The organism is Phormidium sp. CCY1219 (assembly GCF_055795085.1).
In genome coordinates, this window is record NZ_JAYFEQ010000755.1 from 1 (window position 1) to 21,907 (window position 21,907).

The 21,907-nt window shown below is 51.8% G+C and carries 16 protein-coding genes; 7 read left to right on the forward strand and 9 right to left on the reverse strand.

Annotation, left to right across the window (positions count from 1 at the left end; translation table 11 throughout):
* The first annotated feature begins 71 nt into the window (after window positions 1–71).
* Window positions 72–1,019: a glycosyltransferase family 2 protein gene (locus AC0QH1_RS22840; RefSeq protein ID WP_324633670.1), complete on the forward strand. Its 948-nt coding sequence runs from the start codon at window positions 72–74 to the stop codon at window positions 1,017–1,019.
* 55 nt (window positions 1,020–1,074) lie between these two features.
* Here the strand turns inward: AC0QH1_RS22840 and AC0QH1_RS22845 are convergent, their stop codons facing one another.
* The 3 genes from AC0QH1_RS22845 to AC0QH1_RS22855 all read right to left on the reverse strand — a co-directional run bounded on the left by AC0QH1_RS22845 (window position 1,075) and on the right by AC0QH1_RS22855 (window position 7,121).
* Entirely contained in the window at window positions 1,075–2,808 is a 1,734-nt protein-coding gene (locus AC0QH1_RS22845) for a diflavin flavoprotein (RefSeq protein ID WP_324633671.1), read from the reverse strand.
* A gap of 287 nt (window positions 2,809–3,095) precedes the next feature.
* Window positions 3,096–4,826 (reverse strand): diflavin flavoprotein, encoded by a 1,731-nt coding sequence (locus AC0QH1_RS22850; RefSeq protein WP_324633672.1) that lies wholly within the window; start codon window positions 4,824–4,826, stop codon window positions 3,096–3,098.
* Window positions 4,827–5,069: 243 nt separating this feature from the next.
* On the reverse strand, window positions 5,070–7,121 hold the full coding sequence (locus AC0QH1_RS22855) for a GAF domain-containing sensor histidine kinase (RefSeq protein WP_324633673.1): 2,052 nt from the start codon (window positions 7,119–7,121) through the stop codon (window positions 5,070–5,072).
* 473 nt (window positions 7,122–7,594) lie between these two features.
* On the opposite strand from AC0QH1_RS22855, the gene AC0QH1_RS22860 reads away from it, so the two are divergent.
* Window positions 7,595–8,428, forward strand: a complete 834-nt coding sequence (locus tag AC0QH1_RS22860) for a pantothenate kinase (RefSeq protein WP_324633674.1) — start codon at window positions 7,595–7,597, stop codon at window positions 8,426–8,428.
* On the opposite strand, the gene AC0QH1_RS22865 is transcribed toward AC0QH1_RS22860, so the two are convergent.
* Both AC0QH1_RS22865 and AC0QH1_RS22870 read right to left on the reverse strand, forming a co-directional pair.
* Window positions 8,418–9,254, reverse strand: coding sequence for an alpha/beta fold hydrolase (locus AC0QH1_RS22865; RefSeq protein ID WP_324633675.1), 837 nt, complete (start codon window positions 9,252–9,254; stop codon window positions 8,418–8,420). The genes AC0QH1_RS22860 and AC0QH1_RS22865 overlap by 11 nt on opposite strands.
* A gap of 109 nt (window positions 9,255–9,363) precedes the next feature.
* Window positions 9,364–9,819 carry an NUDIX hydrolase gene (locus AC0QH1_RS22870; protein ID WP_324633687.1) on the reverse strand — a complete coding sequence of 152 codons (456 nt, stop codon included), beginning with the start codon at window positions 9,817–9,819 and terminating at the stop codon, window positions 9,364–9,366.
* Window positions 9,820–10,642: 823 nt separating this feature from the next.
* Here AC0QH1_RS22870 and AC0QH1_RS22875 point away from each other — a divergent pair.
* From AC0QH1_RS22875 to AC0QH1_RS22890, 4 genes are all read left to right on the forward strand, one after another.
* Complete coding sequence (locus AC0QH1_RS22875) at window positions 10,643–10,819, forward strand: hypothetical protein (protein WP_324633676.1); 177 nt, start codon at window positions 10,643–10,645, stop codon at window positions 10,817–10,819.
* Window positions 10,820–11,237: 418 nt separating this feature from the next.
* Window positions 11,238–12,947: a DEAD/DEAH box helicase gene (locus AC0QH1_RS22880; protein WP_324633677.1), complete on the forward strand. Its 1,710-nt coding sequence runs from the start codon at window positions 11,238–11,240 to the stop codon at window positions 12,945–12,947.
* 15 nt (window positions 12,948–12,962) lie between these two features.
* Window positions 12,963–14,024, forward strand: coding sequence for a hypothetical protein (locus AC0QH1_RS22885; RefSeq protein WP_324633678.1), 1,062 nt, complete (start codon window positions 12,963–12,965; stop codon window positions 14,022–14,024).
* Window positions 14,025–14,282: 258 nt separating this feature from the next.
* Window positions 14,283–16,445 carry a WD40 repeat domain-containing protein gene (locus tag AC0QH1_RS22890; RefSeq protein ID WP_324633680.1) on the forward strand — a complete coding sequence of 721 codons (2,163 nt, stop codon included), beginning with the start codon at window positions 14,283–14,285 and terminating at the stop codon, window positions 16,443–16,445.
* Between the two features lie 48 nt (window positions 16,446–16,493).
* Here AC0QH1_RS22890 and AC0QH1_RS22895 read toward each other — a convergent pair whose 3' ends face one another.
* The 3 genes from AC0QH1_RS22895 to AC0QH1_RS22905 form a co-directional block, all read right to left on the reverse strand.
* Window positions 16,494–17,282 (reverse strand): pentapeptide repeat-containing protein, encoded by a 789-nt coding sequence (locus tag AC0QH1_RS22895; RefSeq protein WP_324633681.1) that lies wholly within the window; start codon window positions 17,280–17,282, stop codon window positions 16,494–16,496.
* Between the two features lie 489 nt (window positions 17,283–17,771).
* Window positions 17,772–18,758, reverse strand: a complete 987-nt coding sequence (locus AC0QH1_RS22900; protein ID WP_324633682.1) for an S-layer homology domain-containing protein — start codon at window positions 18,756–18,758, stop codon at window positions 17,772–17,774.
* Between the two features lie 232 nt (window positions 18,759–18,990).
* Complete coding sequence (locus AC0QH1_RS22905) at window positions 18,991–19,947, reverse strand: DUF2382 domain-containing protein (RefSeq protein ID WP_324633683.1); 957 nt, start codon at window positions 19,945–19,947, stop codon at window positions 18,991–18,993.
* Window positions 19,948–20,191: 244 nt separating this feature from the next.
* Between AC0QH1_RS22905 and AC0QH1_RS22910 the strand changes: the two genes are divergently transcribed.
* Window positions 20,192–20,788 (forward strand): hypothetical protein, encoded by a 597-nt coding sequence (locus AC0QH1_RS22910; protein WP_324633684.1) that lies wholly within the window; start codon window positions 20,192–20,194, stop codon window positions 20,786–20,788.
* Window positions 20,789–20,989: 201 nt separating this feature from the next.
* On the opposite strand, the gene AC0QH1_RS22915 is transcribed toward AC0QH1_RS22910, so the two are convergent.
* Window positions 20,990–21,835 (reverse strand): MBL fold metallo-hydrolase, encoded by an 846-nt coding sequence (locus AC0QH1_RS22915; RefSeq protein WP_324633686.1) that lies wholly within the window; start codon window positions 21,833–21,835, stop codon window positions 20,990–20,992.
* Window positions 21,836–21,907: the final 72 nt, after the last annotated feature.

Sequence of the window (21,907 nt, forward strand, 5' to 3'; positions counted from 1 at the left end):
GGGGGGAGAACTCCTCCCTACGCATAAATGACGAGGGTTTCCGTTCTCCCCCTTACCAACCCTAATTTCTGATGAAATTCTCGATTGTCATCACCACCTACAATCGCTTATCCTTTTTAAAGCGCGCCATTGACTCAGCACTGAACCAAACCGTGCCGTGCGAAGTGGTGGTAGCTGATGATGGGTCTACAGATGGAACCGAACAATACGTTTGCAGTTTGGGCGATCGCGTCACCTATCATCGCAATTTCGAGAATTTAGGTCACGCTGAGACCATGAATGCGGGGGTAAACCGGGCGAAAGGAGAGTGGATTAAGCCCTTAGATGACGATGACTATCTCGCGCCGAATTGCATCGCAGAAATGGAACGGGCGATCGCGGTGCATCCGGAGGCGGTTATCTGCTCTTGTCAAGCGGCGCAGGTGAATCTCCAGGAAGAAGAAATCAGTCACACCCGATCCATTGGAATCGGCAAAACCTGTTACATTCCCCAAGCCGATATCCACTATGGGATGTTATTAGAATTGCTCCCATTTGGCACTCCAGCGCAAGTCGCATTTCGGCGGGATGCATTCTGCCAAACCCGGGGGTGGGATTCCCAGTTGGATACCAACTGCGACGATATCGATTCCTGGATTGAAATTGCCCGATTTGGCGATGCGATGTTTCTCAATCAATGTTTGGCCTACCGCACCATTTGGCCCGACGCTTACAATGCAAAAATCCCCTTAAAAACGCGGTTAAAAACCAATATTATCATCAAAGAAAAGATTTATCAATACGTCAGCGATCGCCACCGCCAGGACATTCCCTCCCTAGACAGTATTCGCGCTTACCTGCACCTGCATTGGAGCCTAGTGGCACTCAAGCGTCGGCAAATCGCCCAAGCCTTACAACTGTTCTATCCCAGTTGCTTGTCCTGGGTTGCTTGGCAATTGTTAGTGCAAGCCATTTTAGCACGAAAAGGGAAAAAAAAGTCAGCCGTGCGGTTCATGCCATTTGAACCCGAGAAGGTTTAGCCGCAAAGCGCCCAGGGTGGGGAAAGGGAGGATGGGCAAAAGCCCACCCATCGCCTTAATAATGAGTGCCGGTTTTGCGGTAGTGAACCGCCGTTACGCGATCGCTATCCATAACACTGCCATTTTCCACCGTGGCATAAACCACCCAGTGATCGCCGCATTCCATGCGGTTTTGCACGACGCATTCCAAATAAGCCAGGGCGTCAGTGAGAATCGGACAACCGTTTTCCGCTTCTGCGGTATTTAAGCCGGCAAAGCGGTCTTCTCCGGGGGCAAAGCGCTTCATAAAGTGCTTGCGAAGTTGTTTTCCTTCTGCTAAAACATTCAGCACGAATTTATCTCCCGTGTGAGTGAGAGATTCCAACGCCCGGTCTTTCGCCACCGCCACGGTAATGCCCGGCGGGGTAAAGGTGGCTTGGGAAACCCAAGACGCCAACATCCCGGAAGTGACATCGCCGCGCTTAGCGGAGACCACACAGAGAGAGCCGACGATGCGACCCACGGCTTGAGCGGTGCGATCGCTCCCCGAGGCGGACATGGTAGAAGACTTGCTGGCGAGACGTTTCTGCGATCGCTTCAGGGCTTGGGCAAAATCGATCGCCGCCTCTTCGCAAGCTTGCAGAGTGACGTCAGTGGGGGTAAACTTCACCCGAATCGGTTCAAAGCCGAACTTATACCCCGCATCTTTCAACTTGCTTTCCAGCAGGTCGATCGCTTCGCCACTCCAGCCAAACGAACCAAACACCCCGGTGAGTTTATTTTTCGACACCGAATTAAGAATAATCCCCAACGCCGTTTGCACCTGAATCGGGGCGTGACCCCCCAGAGTCGGCGATCCGATAATAAACCCGTCGCATTTTTCCACCGCCGCTTGAATATCAGCGGTTTCCGCTTGTTCGCAGTTGAGAGATGTAACCGAAATCCCCGCTTTGGTCAAGCCTTTTTCGATCGCCTGTCCCAGAGTTGCCGTATTCCCATACGCCGAGGCATAAATCAACGCCACATTCAACCTTTGGGACTTTTGTTCCTCACTCCATTTGCGGTACAGTCCGCGCAATTCATTCATCCCATAGAGAACCAGCGGACCGTGACCCGGGGCGTATAGCTTAATCGACGGCAATTCCGCAATTTTATCCAACGCGGAAAGCACTTGACCGGCTTGTGCGGCGTGCAGACAATCGTAATAAAAGCGCCGATCTTCGCTGTAAATCGCCCACCCTTCATCAAAAATTTGGTCGCCGCACACATGGGCACAAAACAACTTATCGGTAAACAAAATGCGGGTTTTCGGGTCGTAAGTTAACAGACCATCGGGCCACTTCGGCGTCGGCGTGGTGATAAACTGCAATTGATGGCCTTTCCCTAAATCCAGGGTATCTTCCCCGCGCACCACCGTAATTTTCAGTTCCGTATTTTCAAAAAATTGCCGCAGGGCTAAAGCGGCGGGATTGGAACAGACAAAGGTAATCTGCGGGGCCAAATCCAACAAGGCTTTCAGGGTAACACCTCGGTTGGCGTTAAAATGGCCGAGAATCACATAATCGATGCGATTTAGCTCGATGCGCTTTTGCAAGGTGTCGAGATAATTTTCCGTGAACGATTCTCCGGGAGGGTCGATTAGGGCAATTTTATCGCCTTCAATTAAGAACGAATTGGCGGTGGTTCCTTTGGCGAGGGAATATTCGACTTCAAACTTCAGTCGATCCCAGGTGCGCGATCGCAGCACCTTGGTGTCTTCTTCCAAAAGGTACACCTGAACGTCTCTAGTTTTGGTTGGAGTTGTAACCATATGTGAGAAATGCGAGGGACGGCTTGACGGACAAAAAAGGGCACGAATGCCTCATTTCCCACTATTGTAAGCTGTGGTGGGTGGAATTGGTCGGTGGATTCGCGATCGCACAGTTCCCTCGGGAAGCAAAGGTGCAACTCATGCATCCTCCGTTTAAGGAGGCGGTAGAGACGCGATTCAGAAGCGTCTCTACGGCGATTGCGTGCCCTTGGAGCCTGGGAACGCGGAAATCAGGAAAACCAGACCGAGTGGGAAAAGAGCATCGCAGGCGGGCAATTGCGGGAAAATTAGTAATGATTGCCCACTTTGCGGTGGTGAACGGCGGGAAGGGCGTCTGGTTTAGAAACGCGACCCGCATCCACCTTGCTGTAAACGACCCAGTGATCGCTGCATTCCATGCGACTGAGGACCTCGCATTCGAGATAGGCGAGGGCTTCGCTGAGGATGGGAGAACCGTTGCTGGTGTTTTGCGTTTTCACCCCGGCGAAGCGATCCGCCCCGGGGGGGAAGCGCTTTAAGAAGTGGCGCATCAGGGATTGATAGTTATCCTCTTCCAATACATTGAGGACAAAACGATCGCCCACCTGCATTAGCGCTTCGATCGCCCGGTCTTTCGCCACGGCGATCGTCACCCCCAACGGTTCGAAACTCGCTTGCGTCACCCAAGACGCCAGCATCGCACTGCTGACATCTCCTTTGCGGGCGGTGATGATATACAGTCCGCCGCTGAGGCGTCCCAGGGCTTTATCCAACTCGCTATCCAGGGACTTCATTTGAGCGATCGCTTTTTTGCGGCTCAGCAATTGTCCCATATCGGTTCCCGCCTCATCGCAAAGCTGATAGGTCGCTTCCGTGGGGGTTTCCTTAATCGTAATATTGGGAAATCCGGGCTTGAGACCGAGTTCGTTGAACTTCACCGCCAGGGGATAGATGGATTGGTCGTTTCCGCCGCCGGATTCAAACAAGCCGATCGCCTGTTTGTCGTGAACCGAGGCCAAAATCGTGCTGAGCGCCGCTTCCGCCGTCGCCGCACCCACACCAGTCAGCGGAGGCGCGCCGATCGCGACTCCCGAGGCGATGCTGACCAATTCGCGCACTTCGGCGGTATCTGCGGATTTGAGATCCATCATTTCCACATTGACCCCGGTTTTGGTGATTCCGCGCGCGATCGCTTGGGAGAGGCGATCGCTATACCCGTAGTCCGACACGTAAAACACCGCCACCGTAGTTTGCGCCTTGGCTTGGGCTTGGCTCCAGCTCTTGTAGCGTCCGGTGAGTTCGCCGATATTGTATCGCAACAGCGGGCCGTGTCCGGTGGCGATCGTGCCGATTTCTTCCACATCAGGCATCCGTTTCATCGCCCCGAGCACCGATCGCGCATTGGGAGCCATCAAGCACTCGTAATAAAAGCGATAATCCGCTTCAATCGCGCTTAAATCCTCATCATAGGTTTTATCGGAACAATAGTGCATTCCGAACGCATCGCAGGTGAACATTACCTGAGTTTTCTTATCGTAGGTAAAAATGGTATCGGGCCAGTGCAGGTTGGGTGCATTGACGAATTGTAAAACGTGGCCGTTACCCAAATCCAGGGTCTCGCCATTTTTGACAACTTTGCGTTCGAAGGGGCGATGAACTAAATTTTCTAAAAATTGAATGGCCACTTTGGCACCCACCACCGTGACTTGGGGGGCGAGTTCTAGCACCTCTTTCACTAAACCGCTGTGATCCGGTTCGGTGTGACTGATAATGAGATAGTCGATTTGAGTCGGGTCGATACAATCGCCCAGGGTGTCGAGATAAAGCTCGCGAAACTTTGCATGAGAGGTATCGACTAAGGCGGTTTGTGCCCCGCGAATCAAAAATGAGTTGTAGGTGGTGCCGTTTTGCAGGCCAAATTCAATGTCGAAGCGATCGCGATCCCAATCCAAACACCGAATGGTGGTGGTATCTTCTGCGATTTCGCTGGTTTCGATTGTCAGTCGGTTTTCGAGGCGATCGCTGAGGGCGACTACCATAGATGGCCTCCTTGAGAGCTACCGATTACGTTTGCTGTTAATGTTATTGTTACATAACTTTATGATTAGTTTTAATTAAAAAAACTATCATTCCGTTAAGTATTTCAAATTTTTATTTGACAAAGCACGCATAGTGTGATAATAAAATTCCGCCCCTGTCGCGAATGGGGGGAGGAGCAAAACGGGAGTAAAGGCTCAACCCCATTTGGAGCGCGCGAACAGCCCCGACAATTTCCTCCCCGTTTACCTCACTGTCGGCTTCACGGGCAATTCCACCAGAAATTCCGCCCCTTGCCCCGCTTCGCTGACACAGCGAATTTTGCCACCGCCATCCTGGGCGATCGCCTGGTAGCACAGAGACAGTCCCAAACCCGTCCCTTTCCCCACCGGCTTGGTGGTAAAAAACGGATCGAAAATCTTCCCTTGAATCTCCGGCGCAATCCCCGGACCGTTATCGCGAATCGAAATCGTCACCCAATCCGGGCCACTTTGATAAGTCGTCAGGGTCAACTCAGCCCCCTCCCCCTGGTTTTCCAGAGCATCTAAGGCATTATTAATCAAATTAAAAAACACTTGATTGATTTGCCCCGGACGACATTCCACTGGTGGCAGCTTACCATAGTGTTTGCTAACCTTCAGACCCGGTTGCAGGCGATGTTGCAACATGGCGAGGCTATTGTCGAGACCCTGGTTGAGATCCACCGCTTTCGATGGCGCTTCGTCCAGGTGGGAAAAATTCCGCAACGTCTGCACGATCGTGCGAATCCGATTGCTTCCTTGCTGCATGGAATTGAGCAATTTGGGAAAATCTTCGCGAATGTAATCCAGGTCAAATTCATCGCGGATTTGTTCGAGCAAAGACGCCGCTTGCGGGTGAGATTCGGCATAGAAATCGATCGCCTCATTCAACGCCTCGGCATATTCGATCGCGTGGGGCAAATTGGCATGGATAAAATTGTTGGCATTGTTGATTTCGTGAGCAATACCGGCCACCATTTGCCCTAACCCCGAGAGTTTTTCGCTTTGAATTAATTGCTGCTGGGTGGCTTTTAGTTCTTCTAGGGTGGCTTGCAGTTGTTCCGCCTGCGCTTTGGAAGTCGCGGCGGCTTCTTGCACTTGGGCGTAGAGTTCCCCTTGGGAAATCGCGATCGCCAAGCGATCGCCTAACTGGCGCAGCAAGTCGATTTCCTCGTTTGTCCACCGACGCGGCGCATGGCATTCGTGGGCAATCAGTAGTCCCCACAGCTTCTCGCCGATCGCGATCGGCACGATCAGGTTGGCTTTCACCTGCAAGGATGCTAAATATCGTTCGTGGCAGGATTCTAAGCCGGCATTGTGAATGTCGTTAATGGCTCTGACGCGGCCTTTTTGATATAATTTCGCATATTCGCCACTGAAGCAGTTGTCCGCCACCATGTCGCCAAAGATAGAGGGCCAGGGAACCAGCAGGTCTTCGACGACGATTTCTCCGTGCCAGTTTTCTTTGAATTGGTAAATGACCACCCGATCGGTTTGCAGGAGTTCTCGCACCCCGCGCACGGCTGTTTGCAAAATGGTTTGCAAATCCAGGGTGCTTCTGATTTGGTCGGTCACCAGGCGCAGGAGTGCCTCGCGTTCGGCGGCGGCGCGGGTGGCGCTGTAGAGTTGGGCTTGGTTGATGGCGATCGCCAGTTGGGAGGCGACTCCTTCTAGGAGGTCCTGTTCCCATGCGGTCCACTCCCGTTCGCGATCGCACTGATGCAAGCCGAGAATGCCATTGACTCGCCCTTGATAGCGCATGGCGATCGCCAGCATCGACCGAATCCCCAGTTTTTCGACGATTTCTTGGGTTTGGCGTCCTAACCCCGGAAAGTCTACAAACCGCGTCACCGCTAAGGGTTTCGCCTGCGATATCAACATTTGTAAGTGGGCGTTATCCTGCAAGGGCACTTTCAGTCCCAGTTGACTCGGATAGTCGTCTTTTTTGTATTCGCCTCGGGTGATTAAGGTGTCGCGGTCCTCGGGAAGGGTGACGAGGATACTGGCGCGATCGCAGTTGAGGGTTTTAGCTAATAACCGACAGGCGGTTTGCAGCACTTCATCTAAATCCAGGGTACTGCGAATGGCATTATTGATTTGATTGAGCAAGCTCGAGAGTTGAACTTGCTGTTGCAGTTCCCGGGTTTGCACATCGCAGTTTTCCCGCACAACTGTGGCGGTATCGTCATCTGGAGGGGGGACTTGCACCGAATTGGCTTGCGCGATCGAAGCAGTATTCGGCAACTCGCAATAGGGTTGATATACTTTCAGGAACATAAGGTATTTTAACTGGTAAGGCGTAAGAAGCAGTGCAGATGCAGGAAATGGCTCTGTGAATCATCTTAACAAATTTTTATAAAAATTTTAAGTTTTGACCTCCCAGTTTGGTTGCCAGATTGCCAATCTGTTGCTAAAATATTTTGTCTCATTTTGTTTGTTTATCAAAATCGAGGGGAAATACTATGCTTGTAAATGAAGTCTCTTGCACTACAGTGGCATTCCTCAAAATTTGTTATATTTAAGGGTTATTCAAAACGAACCGACGGGGAAAACCGCCGCACCGAATCGCAGTGGGTTGCGGATTGGTACAATTCTTAATTAAAGAAAAATACCCCTTACCCTAGAACCCCAGCAGAAGGGTAGGGCTAAATGGACTGTAGGGTAGCCCTCCTCATGGGGGCATTTTTCAATTGATAATCACTCAAATGCCTTAATTCTCAATTCTCAATTCTTAATTCTTAATTCCGAACATGACCTCCCTTTCCCCTTGCACTCCATCTGGCGAAGAAAACTGGCTGGCATTAGCGATTGGCAACTCGCAACTGCACTGGGCGTGGTTTGTGGGGGAGGCCCTGCAGCGGGATTGGGATACGCCCCACAGCGATCGCGATCGCGCCCAACAACGGATAGGGGCGTGGAACCGGGGATATTTGTGGCCGAAATCCGCACCCTGTGGGGACGCACCGGTGGGAGAATGGGTGGGGGAACCGCCGGCCCTGTGGATAGCCTCCGTGGTGCCACAGCAGCTAGATCTGTGGCGGGAGTATGGGCGCGGGCGAATCATTACCCGCGACGAAGTGCCCTTGCAAGGGATGTATCCCAGCTTCGGCATCGATCGCGCCTTAGCGGTAGTAGGGGCGGGACATCAGTGGGGGTGGCCCTGCTTAGCGATCGATGCCGGTACTGCCTTAACCTTCACCGGGGCCGACGATCGCCAGCGACTCGTCGGCGGTGCGATTTTACCCGGATTTGCCCTACAGCTACAGTCCTTATCGCAAAAAACCGCCGCCCTACCCGAGATTGAAATTCCCGCCCAACTGCCCTCCCGCTGGGCCACAGAAACGGCGGGGGCGATTCAAAGTGGGGTCGTTTATAGTATCGTCGCCGGGGTGCGAGACTTTATCGAGAATTGGTGGCAACAATTTCCCGAAGCTACAGTAGCGATCGCCGGGGGAGGGGGGAGGAGACTGGTGAAATACCTGCAAGTGCAAGCCCCAGAAATCGCCCAGGAGGCGATCGCCGATCCGCATTTAATCTTTTGGGGAATGCGCCTGGTGAAACGCCGCCAGAGTGCTAAGCCCTGATGCCTTCATCCCTCTCGCCATCCACCAAAGCGCGAATCTGCTGCGCCACCGCATCGGGGAAAGCAAGGGGTAAATTTTCCCCCGCATCCGGAATCTTGTGCAATTGCGCGTTGGGCAGAAGATCCGCATAAGCCTGAGACAGGGCCATCGCCCCGGGGGTATCCGCGTCGCCGCACAGAATCGACACCGGCAGTTTAATCGAGCTTAAACGCTCTTGGAGTAACTCCGAGTTAATTTCCGGGCGGCGACGTTGGAAGAGAAGCTGACAGGCGACGGTAGAGTGTTGCAGGGTTTCGAGTTGCTGTAGAAAATCCTCCACCACCGGCTGCAAGCGCAACAGCTTCGCCAAGCGCAACAGGGGCGATCGCAGGAATTGCAGCACCGGCAAGCCCTTCATCCACAACGCGACCCTGCGCCAGCGGTTTTCTAGTCCCGGAACTTCCACTCCTTCCGGGGTCAGCAAGACTAAGCCTCGCACCCGTTCCATATATTTAACCGCATAACTAGCCGCCACCCAACCGCCTAAGGAGTGACCCACCAAATAGATTTCTTGCAGGTTCAACGTTTCGCAGAACTCCTCGAGAAAATCCACCTGTAAGGCGATGGAGTAGTGAACGTTGGGGTTTTCCGACTCGCCAAATCCGAGTAAATCCACCGCAAAGCAGTGATAGTCCTCGCTCAACGCCCTCTTCACCGGCACCCACTGACTGCTATCGGTCCAAGAGCCATGTAAAAACACCACTGTAGGTCCCTCCTGACCGATTTCGCGCCAGAAAAGTTGTCCGACAGAGAGCTTAATTCGAGAATTGCGTAGCGGTAGAGTCATGCTGCTGATTGGGTGTGGTGGAACAAGCCATCAGGCAACCCCGATAAGCGGGAGTTGTTACGCCGCCGAGGCAGAGTGGGGTTGAGATGGACCCGCCCATCGCCTGCGCTTAAGCCACAGTGGTGACGCCATTGAGAAAGTCTTGTAACTGGCGGTCGTGATCGTGGGACAGGTGCCCCACCGGAAGAGCATCGCGATCGAACCCCTTCACCTCGCTGATTTCTAGAGTATCTTCAATTTGCATCGTTCCGCGAACTTCCGCCGCCACCACCACGCATATCGAGTGAATGCGCGGATCGCGATCGGGTGCGGAATAGATGCCCACCAAGCGCTGGGTTGTGACCAATTCCAAGCCGGTTTCTTCCGCCAACTCCCGGCGTAACGTGGTGGGTAGGTCCTCTCCCCAGTCCACCATTCCCCCGGGAAGTGCCCATTTACCATTATCCCGACGGCGAACCAATACGATTTGACCGTCGGGCAAAATGGGGATAACGCTGACCCCGAGGATGGGATGGCGAAACAAAATCCCCAGTACGTTTTGGGCAAAATGCCATAAGCGACGCATAAACATTCGTAAGCTGTAGCGAACCGAAAAAACAATCTTGGACGAGTTGGATGAAACCGGAAAACTGTCGGTAGCGGCCAAGCGGCTGTTGCTACTTGTCCCTCCTCATCGTACAGCAATGGGACGGGGAAAGCAGATTTTCCCACCTACTTTTGCCCCTGCAGTTGATTTCACTCTCGGGATTTCCTGCCAATTCGCACCGGGGCGCGACCCTGGCCCATCCGCTCTCCTGGTTTGGACAGGGGGGAGGGGATTGGAAGTTCCGCCCACAGAAAATCGAAATCTTTGGCGCGCCCTTTGCCATCCTCGGGCGGGTTTTCCCGAGGGAATCGGTGGGAAAATCCGTGGGAAAATGGTCATTTTATCCTTTAAAATAAGGGTTTGCTTAGGATCGAGGCGGTTTTTCTGCGCGAACATTGTTAGAATGGAGTCCAACGCACACAGCGGTCTTGTGCAAGATGGACCAATCGATTGGCGCTCAAGTGTCGCAATTCGTTCAATCCAATCTTGGATCCATCTGCAAAGCAGCGATCGCTACCACGGGTGAAGGTTTCTCATAACCCGTGGGATTCTCGCTCTCTGAGTCGGTTTCGCGAGACGAGAATCAGCGTGCAAAATTGAGAAATGCAGATAGTCAGGCGTGCTGAAGCGCGGGAGGGTGGAAACAGTGACCGACGAAGCATGAAGGTTATTCCTCTGGTTTTCTGCTTCTCCCCGCGCTTCAGCATTTAACCCATCGATGACGCCCCAAGCGTCACGATCGCGTACCGTTGTTCGCGGCATCCGCAAGACCTAAGTGTGTTGATTAATCAATGAGGTAAATATGGCAAAACGTCGCAACCCTAAAAAAGAAAAAGCTCTGCGGAATAAAGCTTACGCTCGTCGCTTCCGTAAATCTACCAATTCTCGCCGATTTTACAGAAAACCGCCGAATTCGGAGAATAACAGCGACAACCAGGAAAACTCTTCCAACAAAGAAGAGTCATCCGTAGAACGCTAAAGGCGATCGCCTGAATATTTTTCGGGCGATGCGCTAAACCTTCCCCGAACCGCAATTGTTCTGTCTTTTTTATGACTTTAAAATCAAGACAGGTTTCAGCATAAACGGTTCGGGAAGCCGATAATTTTTCAGCCCTTCTCTGTCCACAGGGCACAGGGGTTGCAAAAACAAGGAAACGGCAAAATATGGGAGAGGAAAGTCGGCATTGAGTTTTCCTCTCCCATACAGTCTTAGTTGGCGTACAATGGCAAATAGCAGGGGCGATCGCAGCGCTGGACAGTTTCACGTACACTGAAGCTGGCACCGGGGGCGATCGCATCTAAACTTTTCCTGATAAAATACTCCAAACCTGCCCCGATGGCAATATCTCGGCCAACTTTATAAAGTTAGTTTATTACCCGCGATCGCAGTGCAATCTATGACCAACGCTTATTCCTTTCAATTTAAACCCTCCCCGGCATTGCAAGCGCTGCAACAGTGCCATTTTAGCCCAGTTGAATACTATCAAGCCAGACTGGATTTATTTCATTTATCGATTTTAGCCGATTACGACCAATTGGTCTGCTTGCCTAGTTTGACCCATATCGACAAACATTGGTATCAAATCGAAACCGCCAAAAAAGTCATCAAACAAATGGGAGGGCGCGCCTTACTCGCCGATGAAGTGGGATTGGGAAAAACCATCGAAGCGGGATTGATTTGTAAAGAATATCTCAACCGAGGCATGATAAAATCCCTGTTAGTCGTCACCCCCGCCTCCCTGGTTTCTCAATGGCAACTGGAACTCGAGGATAAATTTGGCATTCCTACCATCACCACGGACGAACGTCAAGGGGATGCCGAAACATTTTGGCAGGAAAACGATCGCATCATTGCTTCTATCAATACCGCCAAACATAAAAGCCACTTCGCCCATGTCACCGCCCGGGAATGGGATATGGTGGTGGTGGATGAAGCGCATCACCTGAAAAATAGCAAAACCCTCAACTGGAAGCTGGTTAATGCGATTAAAAAGCGGTTTATCCTCATGCTCACCGCCACCCCGGTGCAAAATACCCTGGTCGAACTCTACAACCTGCTGACTTTATTAAAACCGGGACTGTTAAAAACCCAGGCACAATTTAAAAAAGAATACGTGCATTCGGGCAATAGTCGCTTGCCGAAAAATCCGGAACAATTGCGCCAACTCATGCGCGAGGTTATGGTGAGAAATACCCGCAGTTTAGTGGATGTAAAACTGCCGAAACGATTCGCCTCCACTATTACCGTGACTCCTTCTAAAGCCGAGCAAGAATTATATCGAGCGATTAACGCCTATTTGCGTCAGCATCAAAATGAAAAAGGATTAGACCGCCTGACGCGCAACATGCTCTTGATGCGGGCCGGGAGCAGTCCCACGGCACTTGCGGATTATCTTAACACGCTGTCGGAACGATTTGACCATGAAGAGGTGAAATTTTTACTCAAACGCGCCAAAGGGATTAAAAGTTTTGAAAAAGCGCAACAGCTCGTTAATTTATTGAAGAAATCGACGCAAAAAACTTTGGTATTTACCACTCACCGAGAGACGCAATCGTATTTAGCGCGGTGTTTGGCAAAAGAGGGGATTGGGTTTGCGGAATTTCGCGGGGATATGACCTTGAAACATAAAGATGAGGCGATCGCGGAATTTCGCGAATCCGTCCCAGTGTTGCTGGCGTCGGAAACCGGGGGCGAAGGTCGCAACATTCAGTTTGCCAATGCGATCGTCAACTACGATTTACCCTGGAATCCCATGCGAATCGAACAGCGCATCGGTCGCATTCATCGCATCGGTCAAACCCAAGATGTGTTTATCTTTAATTTTTGCATCAAAGATAGCATCGAAGAGTACATTCTCCGCATCCTGCACGATAAAATCAATATGTTCGAGTTAGTCGTGGGGGAAATCGAAACCATTTTAGGCAATATGGAAGATGAATTCGATTTTGGCGAAGCAATTATGGATATCTGGCTGCAAAACCAGTCGCGCCCAGAACTGGACGATGCCTTCGATGATTTGGCGCATAATTTGTTAAAAGCAAAAGACAGCTATTATCAAACTCGCGAACTAGACGAACAAATTTTTGGAGAAGATTTTGAAGCGTAATCAATTGTAGAGAAAATGAGCGAAAATCCAATTTTAGAAACTGTGGCCAAAGTGGTGGCGCTGCAAGAAGGGGTCGCCGAATTTTCCACCCCTCATACCTTAGAGGTATTGCTCCCAGAATCGGTAGCCAATACCCTAGATGTGGAAGAAGAAGTGACCTTTACCACCACAGCAGAAGTGCGCGACGGCTGTTTTGTTAGCTATAATTCCGAGATTTTAAAAAGGTTTGAAACCCTGCTCGAACCGTTGGGCTATGTGGGAAGGTTTGGGGTAAAATACGACGGATATATGAAAAAAACCGGCTTTGAAAAACTGATTTTAAATCGCCTAACGCCGCAAAATGGGTTGATTCGGTTTATCGAAGCTCATGCAGAAACCACGCCCTATTTGCTGTGTAATGTGGCTTATACGGCAACGGCAGATGAGAAACGGTTGGGAATGGTATCGTTTTGCGTGAATGAAATCACTGGGGTAGCACCGGTGGAGATTGGAGATGCGTTGCTGTGGACATCCGATCGCGTCGAGGGTTTTGCAGACACCAATGGGGCGGCGGTGGAGTTTGAGAAATTATCGCGAATTATCGAGAAAACATCGGCAAAGTTGATTGTAGCAGATATTGAGAAGTGGCAAGCCAGTTTAACCCGCAAACAGCAGCGCGATGAGAACAGAGTAAAAGAGTATTATCGCACGATCGCCCAAGAAATTAACGCCAAAATTAAGAAAAAAAACTTAGAAGGAGAACAGCGCGATCGCGAAAAAGCGCGAATTGCCGCCACCCAAAAAGAACTGGAGCGAAAAATCAAAGATATTCAAGAACGATACGCCCTCAAACTCGAGGCGCAACTGCATAGTGCCTTGATAATCGAGTTACCCACGGTTCATATCCACTGCGAATTAATCCGCAAAAAACAAAAACGAGAAGTGGTCGCCGTGTGGAATCCGTTTAGCAAAGAGCTTGAACCCTTGCGCTGCGATCGCTCCGATACTGGGGTGTATTCCTTCTATCTATCCGATGATGAAGCGCAAATCCTCTCCCCGGCGTGTTGGGAGGAATTGTTCTCAGAGAAGAAAAAATAACTTCTCCACGGGGTACAGTAAAGAAAAGTCTCGCGCCCGAGTTGCGCGCGCGAGTCAGGGTGCATGGAGCAGGGGCGTGTGTGCGCGTTGAGCGCAACGCTCTGCGGGATGATAACAAAACCAGGAGTGACGCAAGCCATTTGTCGGCGGGCAAGAATGCCCATTACACCCGATGTTGAGAATCATTAGGGGTGAATTGCGTAATGTCTAAAAACTTAAAAGAGTGTTTGATAGTCGTGCGGGTGGAGTAAAAAACCAATGGCAAAAAATCCAATCGAGACGGGAAACGCGAATTTGGTTTTTCCGGATGCAGAAGCCAAAATCCTTGCTTTGCGAGCGGATTTGAAGCAGGGAAAATCCGATGGAGTCGCCAAGGCGATCGCCGCCTTAAATGACGAAGCGGAAGCAGTACAGCGCGCTGCCTATCTGCTGCTGCGACACCGCAGCGAACCGGACGTGCGGAAAGCCTTGCAAGAGTACAATCACTATCGCTTTTTCAAATGTCTGCGCACGATGGGGGGACATTCGAGCCGCATTTATTCTATTGCCATTCATCCGGATGGCCGCCTGCTCGCCTCTGGCAGTAACGATAACTCGATCGCCCTGTGGCGACTGGACACCGGCGAACAATTGTGCGTGTTGAGCGGACATACCGACTGGGTGGATTCCGTGGCATTTAGTCCCGATGGGCAACGCTTAGCCACCGGCAGTGGTGACGCCACGATTAAACTGTGGCGGGTGGACCTCAACAGCAGTAAAGAGATCGCTACAGTTGAGCGCACCCTCACCGGCCATTCCCGCTGGGTCACTTCCTTGGCATTTAGCCCCGATGGTCAGTTTCTCGCCAGCGGGTCTAAGGATAATACGATTAAAGTGTGGAACCTCCAGACCGGGGAAGAATGCCAGACCCTCGAGGGGCATTTTGACTGGGTGTATTCCGTGGCGTTTAGTGCCGATGGGCGGATGTTGGCCAGTGGCGGCGACAGCACGGTGAAACTGTGGGATTTGGAAACCGGCAAAGAAAGCAAAACCTTGACCGGCCATCGCGACTGGGTGTATGCGGTGGCATTGAGTCCGGACGGGCAAATGGTGGCCAGTGGCAGCGAAGATAGAACCGTGAAACTGTGGAATGTCAGTACCGGCGAGCAAATCCGCAGCTTGAAGGGGCATTCCGCAGGGGTGAATGTGGTCACATTTACTACCGATGGACGCTGGTTGATCACTGGCAGTGCGGACGAAAGCGTGAAAGTTTGGAACCTGCAGGGGGACTCTGAAGAGGAAATGAAGCTGCCGAGAAATACCCTGCGCGGGCATTCGGAGTGGATTAGCTCGATCGCCGTTGCGCCGGATAATCGCACCTTGGCCAGTGGGAGTGGCGATCGCTCGATTAAAGTGTGGGACCTGGAAACCGGGGAAGAACGACAAACCCTGGGCGGGGATGTGGAATGGGTGGACTCGGTGGTGTTTACCCCAGACGGTCAAATGGTGGGTAGTGGTAGCGGTGGAGATACCGCTAAATGGAACTTGCACAGCGGCGAAGAGTTGCGATCGCTCAGCGGCATTTCAAGCTGGGTAGAAGATATCGCCATCAGTCCTGACGGACACCGAATCGCTAGCGGTAGCGAAGATGGTCTGGTGAAAGTCTGGAGTCTCGATAGCGGCGCATTGGCTATTCTGCTTTCCGGACATGCTGAAGGGGTGTGGTCGGTTAGCTTTAGCCCCGATGGCAAAATGCTCGCCTCCGGTAGCGGGGATGAAACGATTAAGTTGTGGGATTTGCTAACCGGTAAGGAAATCCGCACCCTGAAAGGACATTCCTATCGCGTGGATGCGGTTGCCTTTAGTCCAGATTCCCCGATTTTGGCCAGTGGATCGGCAGATGAAACGCTGAAACTCTGGAATCTACAAACCGGCGCAGAAATGATGACCTTGGAAGGACATGAGGAAGCGGTGTCTTCGGTCAGGTTCAGTCCCGATGGGGCAATTTTGGCCTCGGCAAGCGAAAATGGGACGATTATTTTGTGGAATGCGCGCTCCGGTGAAGAACTGTTGCGCTTCAGTACCGAACCCGATGCGATTAATTCGATTGCCTTTAGCCCCACCGGCAAGACGATCGCCAGTGCGGGAGAAGATGGGACGATTACTCTGTGGAACGCCTCCACCGGGGAAGCGCGAGGCACGATCGCGGCTCATTCCGAACCGGTGAATTCTGTGTCATTTAGCCCCGATGGCTACCACCTGGTCAGTGGTAGCGCGGACAGTACCATCAAGGTCTGGCACCTACGAACCGGTCAGGAATTACGCCAATTTACTGGCCACTCGAATTGGGTGAATGCAGTGGCGTTTGCGGCAAAAGCGTCTCAGGCGATCGTCAGTGGCAGTGCAGATGGTACGGTGAAAGTCTGGAGCGTGGAGGATTGAGAATCGAGAATTGAATAATGTTCGCAATTGTTCATTCTTTATTCTCCCTCACAGGGTGACGGAATGGGCTTCGAGGGGCGGTTTGACGGCGAGATTGAGCTGACGATGTTCGCGCAACTGCCCTTGTCGCCGATAATCGAGCGCTAGGGTGCCATTGGGCATCACGATGCGCTGGCACTCGTTGGCGGATTGCAGGGAAAGGGGGTTGAGGGAGGCTTCGTAAAAGTTCACCGCGTTTAAATGGGCTTCATGGAAGCAGGTTCCACTCAAAAAGCTGGCGACGAAAAAGGTGCCAAACAGGTGCGATCGCCGGAAATTCGCTTGACTTAAATTGGCTTGCTTCAAACAGGTTCCGAGCAAAAATGCTGAGGTGAAATCCCCGTAAATTAAGGTGGCATCGGCGCAATCGGCAGCGGAGAGGTTGGCTTCCCTGAAAGAAGCTCTCGGTAAGTGGACTTGCTGCAGTTTCGCTCCCGTTAGGTTCGCTTCGCTAAAGTTCGGTCCGAGTGCATTATCCCACCCCAAAATCGCGCCGTTGAGAATCGCACCGGTGAGGTTGACCCCGGTGAAGTCTGCCTCACCTACAATGGCATGGGTCAGATCCGCACCGCTTAAGTTCGCATGGGATAAGTCGGCACGGGTTAAGTCGGCTCCACTGAGATCGGCTCCACTGAGATCGGCTCCACATAGGGAACCACCAATCAAATCGGCCCCCATCACGTTGATTTGCCGCAAATCCGCTCCTCGTAAGTCTGCGCCACACAAGTCTAATAGCAAAAAGTCCCGTTGTCCGGTTTGATAGTTGTTCAGGAGTTCCTCAGCCGTAATCCGTTTCATATACTCCGCCTGGGTAGAGTTTGCGCTGTTGTGTGTCACTGCCTGAAAACATCCGCCTCTCGGGGCGTCTGGGCAGGCACCACCATTCAAAATGCGCTTTTTTACGGGAAAATCCGGAATTTTTATCGGGCGATCGCCTGTTTGCTCGGGGGTTGACCTAATTTCGTCTCTGTGGTATGCGGCGATGGACCTGAATCTGGGGAGAAGGATGTCGCGCCTTTGCTTCGTTCCCCCCTGACTCGCTGACTCGTTGACTCGTTGACTCGTTCCCAGGCTCCAGCCTGGGAACGCCCTTCCCGAGGCTCCGCCTCCTGAGCGCGCAAGGAATGCCGGGGCGATCGGCAACGATTCATTTCACATTGTATAAAGTTTAGAGGGTGGTGCGTCACCCCCGGATTCTATGGGTCTGAATGTGGCACGGATTGGGTGGTGGGGGTGACGCACCCTACGGGGCTGGTGAGTATATTATGTTACGGAGTCCCAGAGCTATTACTCAGCCGATCGCGCTGCGGATGAGTTTTGTGCTTCGTTGACCTGGGTGGGCGGATTCACCACATATTCAGCGGCTTCTGAATTTTCCGGGAGGGGTTGCATCCTTCCCTGATATACTAACGTTTGATAAATTATCGCCGCTGCCGCACCTCGGTTGAGCAATTCGTTGGGATTGAGCAGGGTGGGGTCGGGATAGTTGACCACAATATTCGCTTGCGTGGCTACGGCTAAGTCGTCGCGTTCGGAAGCGGGTATGCGATCGGCATCTGCATAGTAAGCGTTTAAATCGGCGGTGGGAATTCCTACCTGAAACTCTTGTCTCGCCTCGGGTTCTTCGGCTACCGGGGTTTGGGTTTGGGCGCGATTGATTACTAGGAACGGTTGCATCAACGCAGTGGCGGCGAGGGGAAAGACTAACCGACGCTTCTGCACGGGCCGCTGCTGCTTCTGGGGTACCGGTTCGACCACTCTCGCTTGATAGGTGGTGGATTCGGGCAGGGTAGCCTTTAATTCCAATCCCCGAACCAGGGCAGAAATCGCTTCGGCGCGGGTCATTTCCTGGCGCGGATAAAAGAAATTCTCGTTGGCAAATGCTTCGAGAAATCCGGTTTCATAGGCTTGTTCGATCGCTTGTGCTGCCCAATAATCGGCGGGAACGTCGTCGAAAACGCTGCCACTGGGAATTTGCCGCTCCATATCCGGGTCGAAGGCGGTGCGAACTAAGGCGGCAAATTCATCGCGATCGATATCTTCTGCCGGTTTGAAGCGACCATCGGGATATCCCACCACAATGTTCTCTTCCGCTAAGGCTTGAATAAACGGCGTAGCCCAGTAATCGGCTTCCACATCGGGAAAAGCGCTGGTTTGTTCTTCTTCGGAAGTGTTGGGCGCAGAAACGGCAATTTCCGGAACGGTAATGCCGGCGCTGAGTCCGATGGCGATGGAGGTGGCGATCGCGATCGGCCATTTACACGAAATAGACATCAGTATAATTCTCCTTTTACAATTTGGTTAAAACCCATTGTTTTAATTTAAAATTCGTTTTTTCCGGTTAAATTCACGGAAACTGTGGGGATTGGCTCCCATGAGAGCATGTGACGCCGGGAAACTTCGGCTTGCAGAAGTGTAGAACATCTGCGGGAACAGCCGAAGTATCCGGTCAGCCTAGGCAGTTATCTGAGACAAGTAAGGGCGATCGTCTCACTAACGAGTCTGCTTAGCTGGGGTTGTTCTCTTCTACAACGGGAGAACCTTCGCGGTTCACTTCTAACTCTTCGCGACGAATGGTTTCTTCGGCTTCCACGCGATCGCGTTCCACTTCTTTGCGAACCTCGACTTCGCCGCGCACGAACGCTTCTTTGCGAATGTCTGCATTTTCCTCATATACTTCCATGCGGGCCACTTCGCTATTCCCGAAATCCGGTTCGCCGGGGGCAACGCGCCGTTCTTTGCCTTCTACGTCTTTGACTTCAACGATGACTTTTTCCTTTTCTACGGGAACTGTAGCCTTTGCCGTTTCCTTTTCCACTCGTTTGCCCACGGTGACTTCCCCGGCTTTTGCTCGGTTTTTGTTCGCGATCAGTCGTTCTTCGTAGAGTTTCAGTTGTTGATGATCCCGTTCGTTAACCTGATACAAATCGGGTTCTCGTTTGTAGGCAGTCACTTCCCGCTCTTCTTTGACGCCTTCTGTAGCAGGCAGGTTTTCCCGGGATTTGGGGGGAGTCTCATGGGTGTGGTGAGCTTCTGTCTTAACGCCACTGGCTTCCACTGGGGGTGTGGCTTCTACAGCAGCAGAATGTTCCACGGCGGGAAGTTGAAAGACCGATCGCACTCGTTCTTCATAGGGGCGATCGATTTCCATGTCGTGGTGATAATCGGGCAGTTGTTCGATTTGCTCTTTATTCTCGATGCCGATCGCATAAACGCGATGGCGATCGGTATCTACGCGACACCGCCCAATCGGCATTAATACTTTCTTGCCAAAAATCCAAAACCCAGTATCGATAACCAGATAGCGGAAATAACCGGATTCATCCACCAGGGCATCTTCAACAGTGCCGATTTTATCTTCTTGGCCAATGTTGGCATAGACATCGTATCCTTTGATGTCATCCCCCTCAAACATCTCTTCGCGATAGTTTGGATAAAAGTCTTGAATTTTGTAAAGAGCCATACTATTATAGTTCTCCGTTTATGTTTTACTCCGTAAATCTATGATAAAAAATTCTGCACTTTTCTGACTCTATCTGGGGATTGACTTCCCGAAAGCCGGCAAGCTGGAAAAAGTATTACTGTAGATAGATATGAAAACCTTTCATTCCGCTTACAGTTAATCTAGTATCGATGCGGGCATTCTCCGAAATGCTGGTATTTTGAGACCAAAAAATTTTTTTTGAGGGAGTTAGGAGATAGTAAAAATGACTTATGGAAATCGAGGTGGAACGAATGTTGTCGAGCCGCCAATTGTCAATCAAAATCCGGTGGTGGATTACCACGATCGCGTGCGGTGGGGACCGATTTTTGGCGGAATTGCGATCGCGATCGCCGCTCAACTGATGTTAAGCGCCCTCGGAGTCGCTATTGGTTTGACGGTAGGCGCAGCGGGAGCTGATGCCAATACTATTGGCTGGAGTGTGGGCATTTGGTCGATTATTAGTCTGCTGATTGCTTTATTTATCGGCGGTTGGGTGATGGCTCGAACCTGCGGTCCGATGAATAAGAAAACCGCACTGCTCAATGGAGCAATTTTGTGGGCAACAACCATCGCAATTAGTTCTTGGTTGCTCGCCAGTGGCGTGTCGGGAACCTTTGGCATTGTCGCCGCAAATGCTAGTATGGTCGATCGAATGACCGTTCCCAGCGACATGCAAAATGTTACCCCCGCAGAAGCTCAAGCGTTGGTGGGCGAGTTGGCACAGGCAGGGTGGTCGTTTTTATTTGGCTCTTTGCTGGGCTTAATTGCCTCCATGATTGGCGCTTCTGTAGGCGCTCGTCATCCTCGCACGCAAGTTTAAATTCTGTATTGCTCTATGTTACTTATTGCTCGTCGCCAGCAGCTCGCGAATGACTTCTGTTGAATTTTGGCTTGATTTGTTGCGAGATTCCGGTTCGCGCGCAACCCTATCAAACCAGTAGAGACGTCTGAAGGCGTCTCTACTCTGGTGCTTTTTTGACCCTTGGCTCGGACGGGAGAGGATTCGCGATCGCGGCAACAATTATCTGCGATCGCCAAACTCCAATCGGCTGCCTACCTTGCATTCCACAACGCGATCGGGAAAACGCTGCCAAAAATGGGCGATCGCATTCATGCCCGTGCAATGGTTCGGCGCAATCAGCCTCACTTCATACTCCTCTAGCGCCTTCGCCGTAGCTTCGATGCGCTCTCGAGTAGCACGTAACAAATGCATCCCCCCCAGCACTGCATGAAATCTCTGCACTGTAGTGAGAGATTTAATATAGTCGAGGGTGTTGATCGTACCGGCATGGGCACATCCCAAAATCACCACAATTCCCTGGGGGGTGTTTATAAATAAGGCTTGGTCGTCCGGGAGGGTATCGATTTGCTGGTGGGTTTTGTCGCGCCAAAAGTTGCCGCCAGTGTCTTCCAATTCGTGGCCACGGGGAATCGTTCCAGTAACGCAGATACCGGGATAGAGTTCCGTGGGGGTAGTGGTCCACACGAGATTACCCACGCGCGATCGCAGCTCTTCTCTATCCCGGATCGGCGCACCAATATCCCCTCTGGGACTATATTTCTCCTCCAGTCCCGAGGGATGCACAAACAAATCCGCCTCCGGGCACTCCTGTAGAACCTCTGGTAAACCCCCTGTATGGTCGTAGTGCCCGTGACTGAGAACGATCGCATCTAGGGGGTGCAGGGCAATTCCCAACTGCTTGACATTGTGGCCCAATACGAATCCTTGCCCGGTATCGAACAAAATTCGCCACGTTTCTTCCCCCTTTCTCGCCTCGATGAGAAAGGATAACCCATGTTCTCCCAGCAGTCCCTTTCCCCCTGCGGTATTTTCTACTAAGGTGGTAACGATTAGATGCTCTATCATGATAACCTCCGATACGTTTGGAAACCCCCGTGCTTTAGCCGGGGGAGGAAAAACGAACTTGCGGCTTTAGCC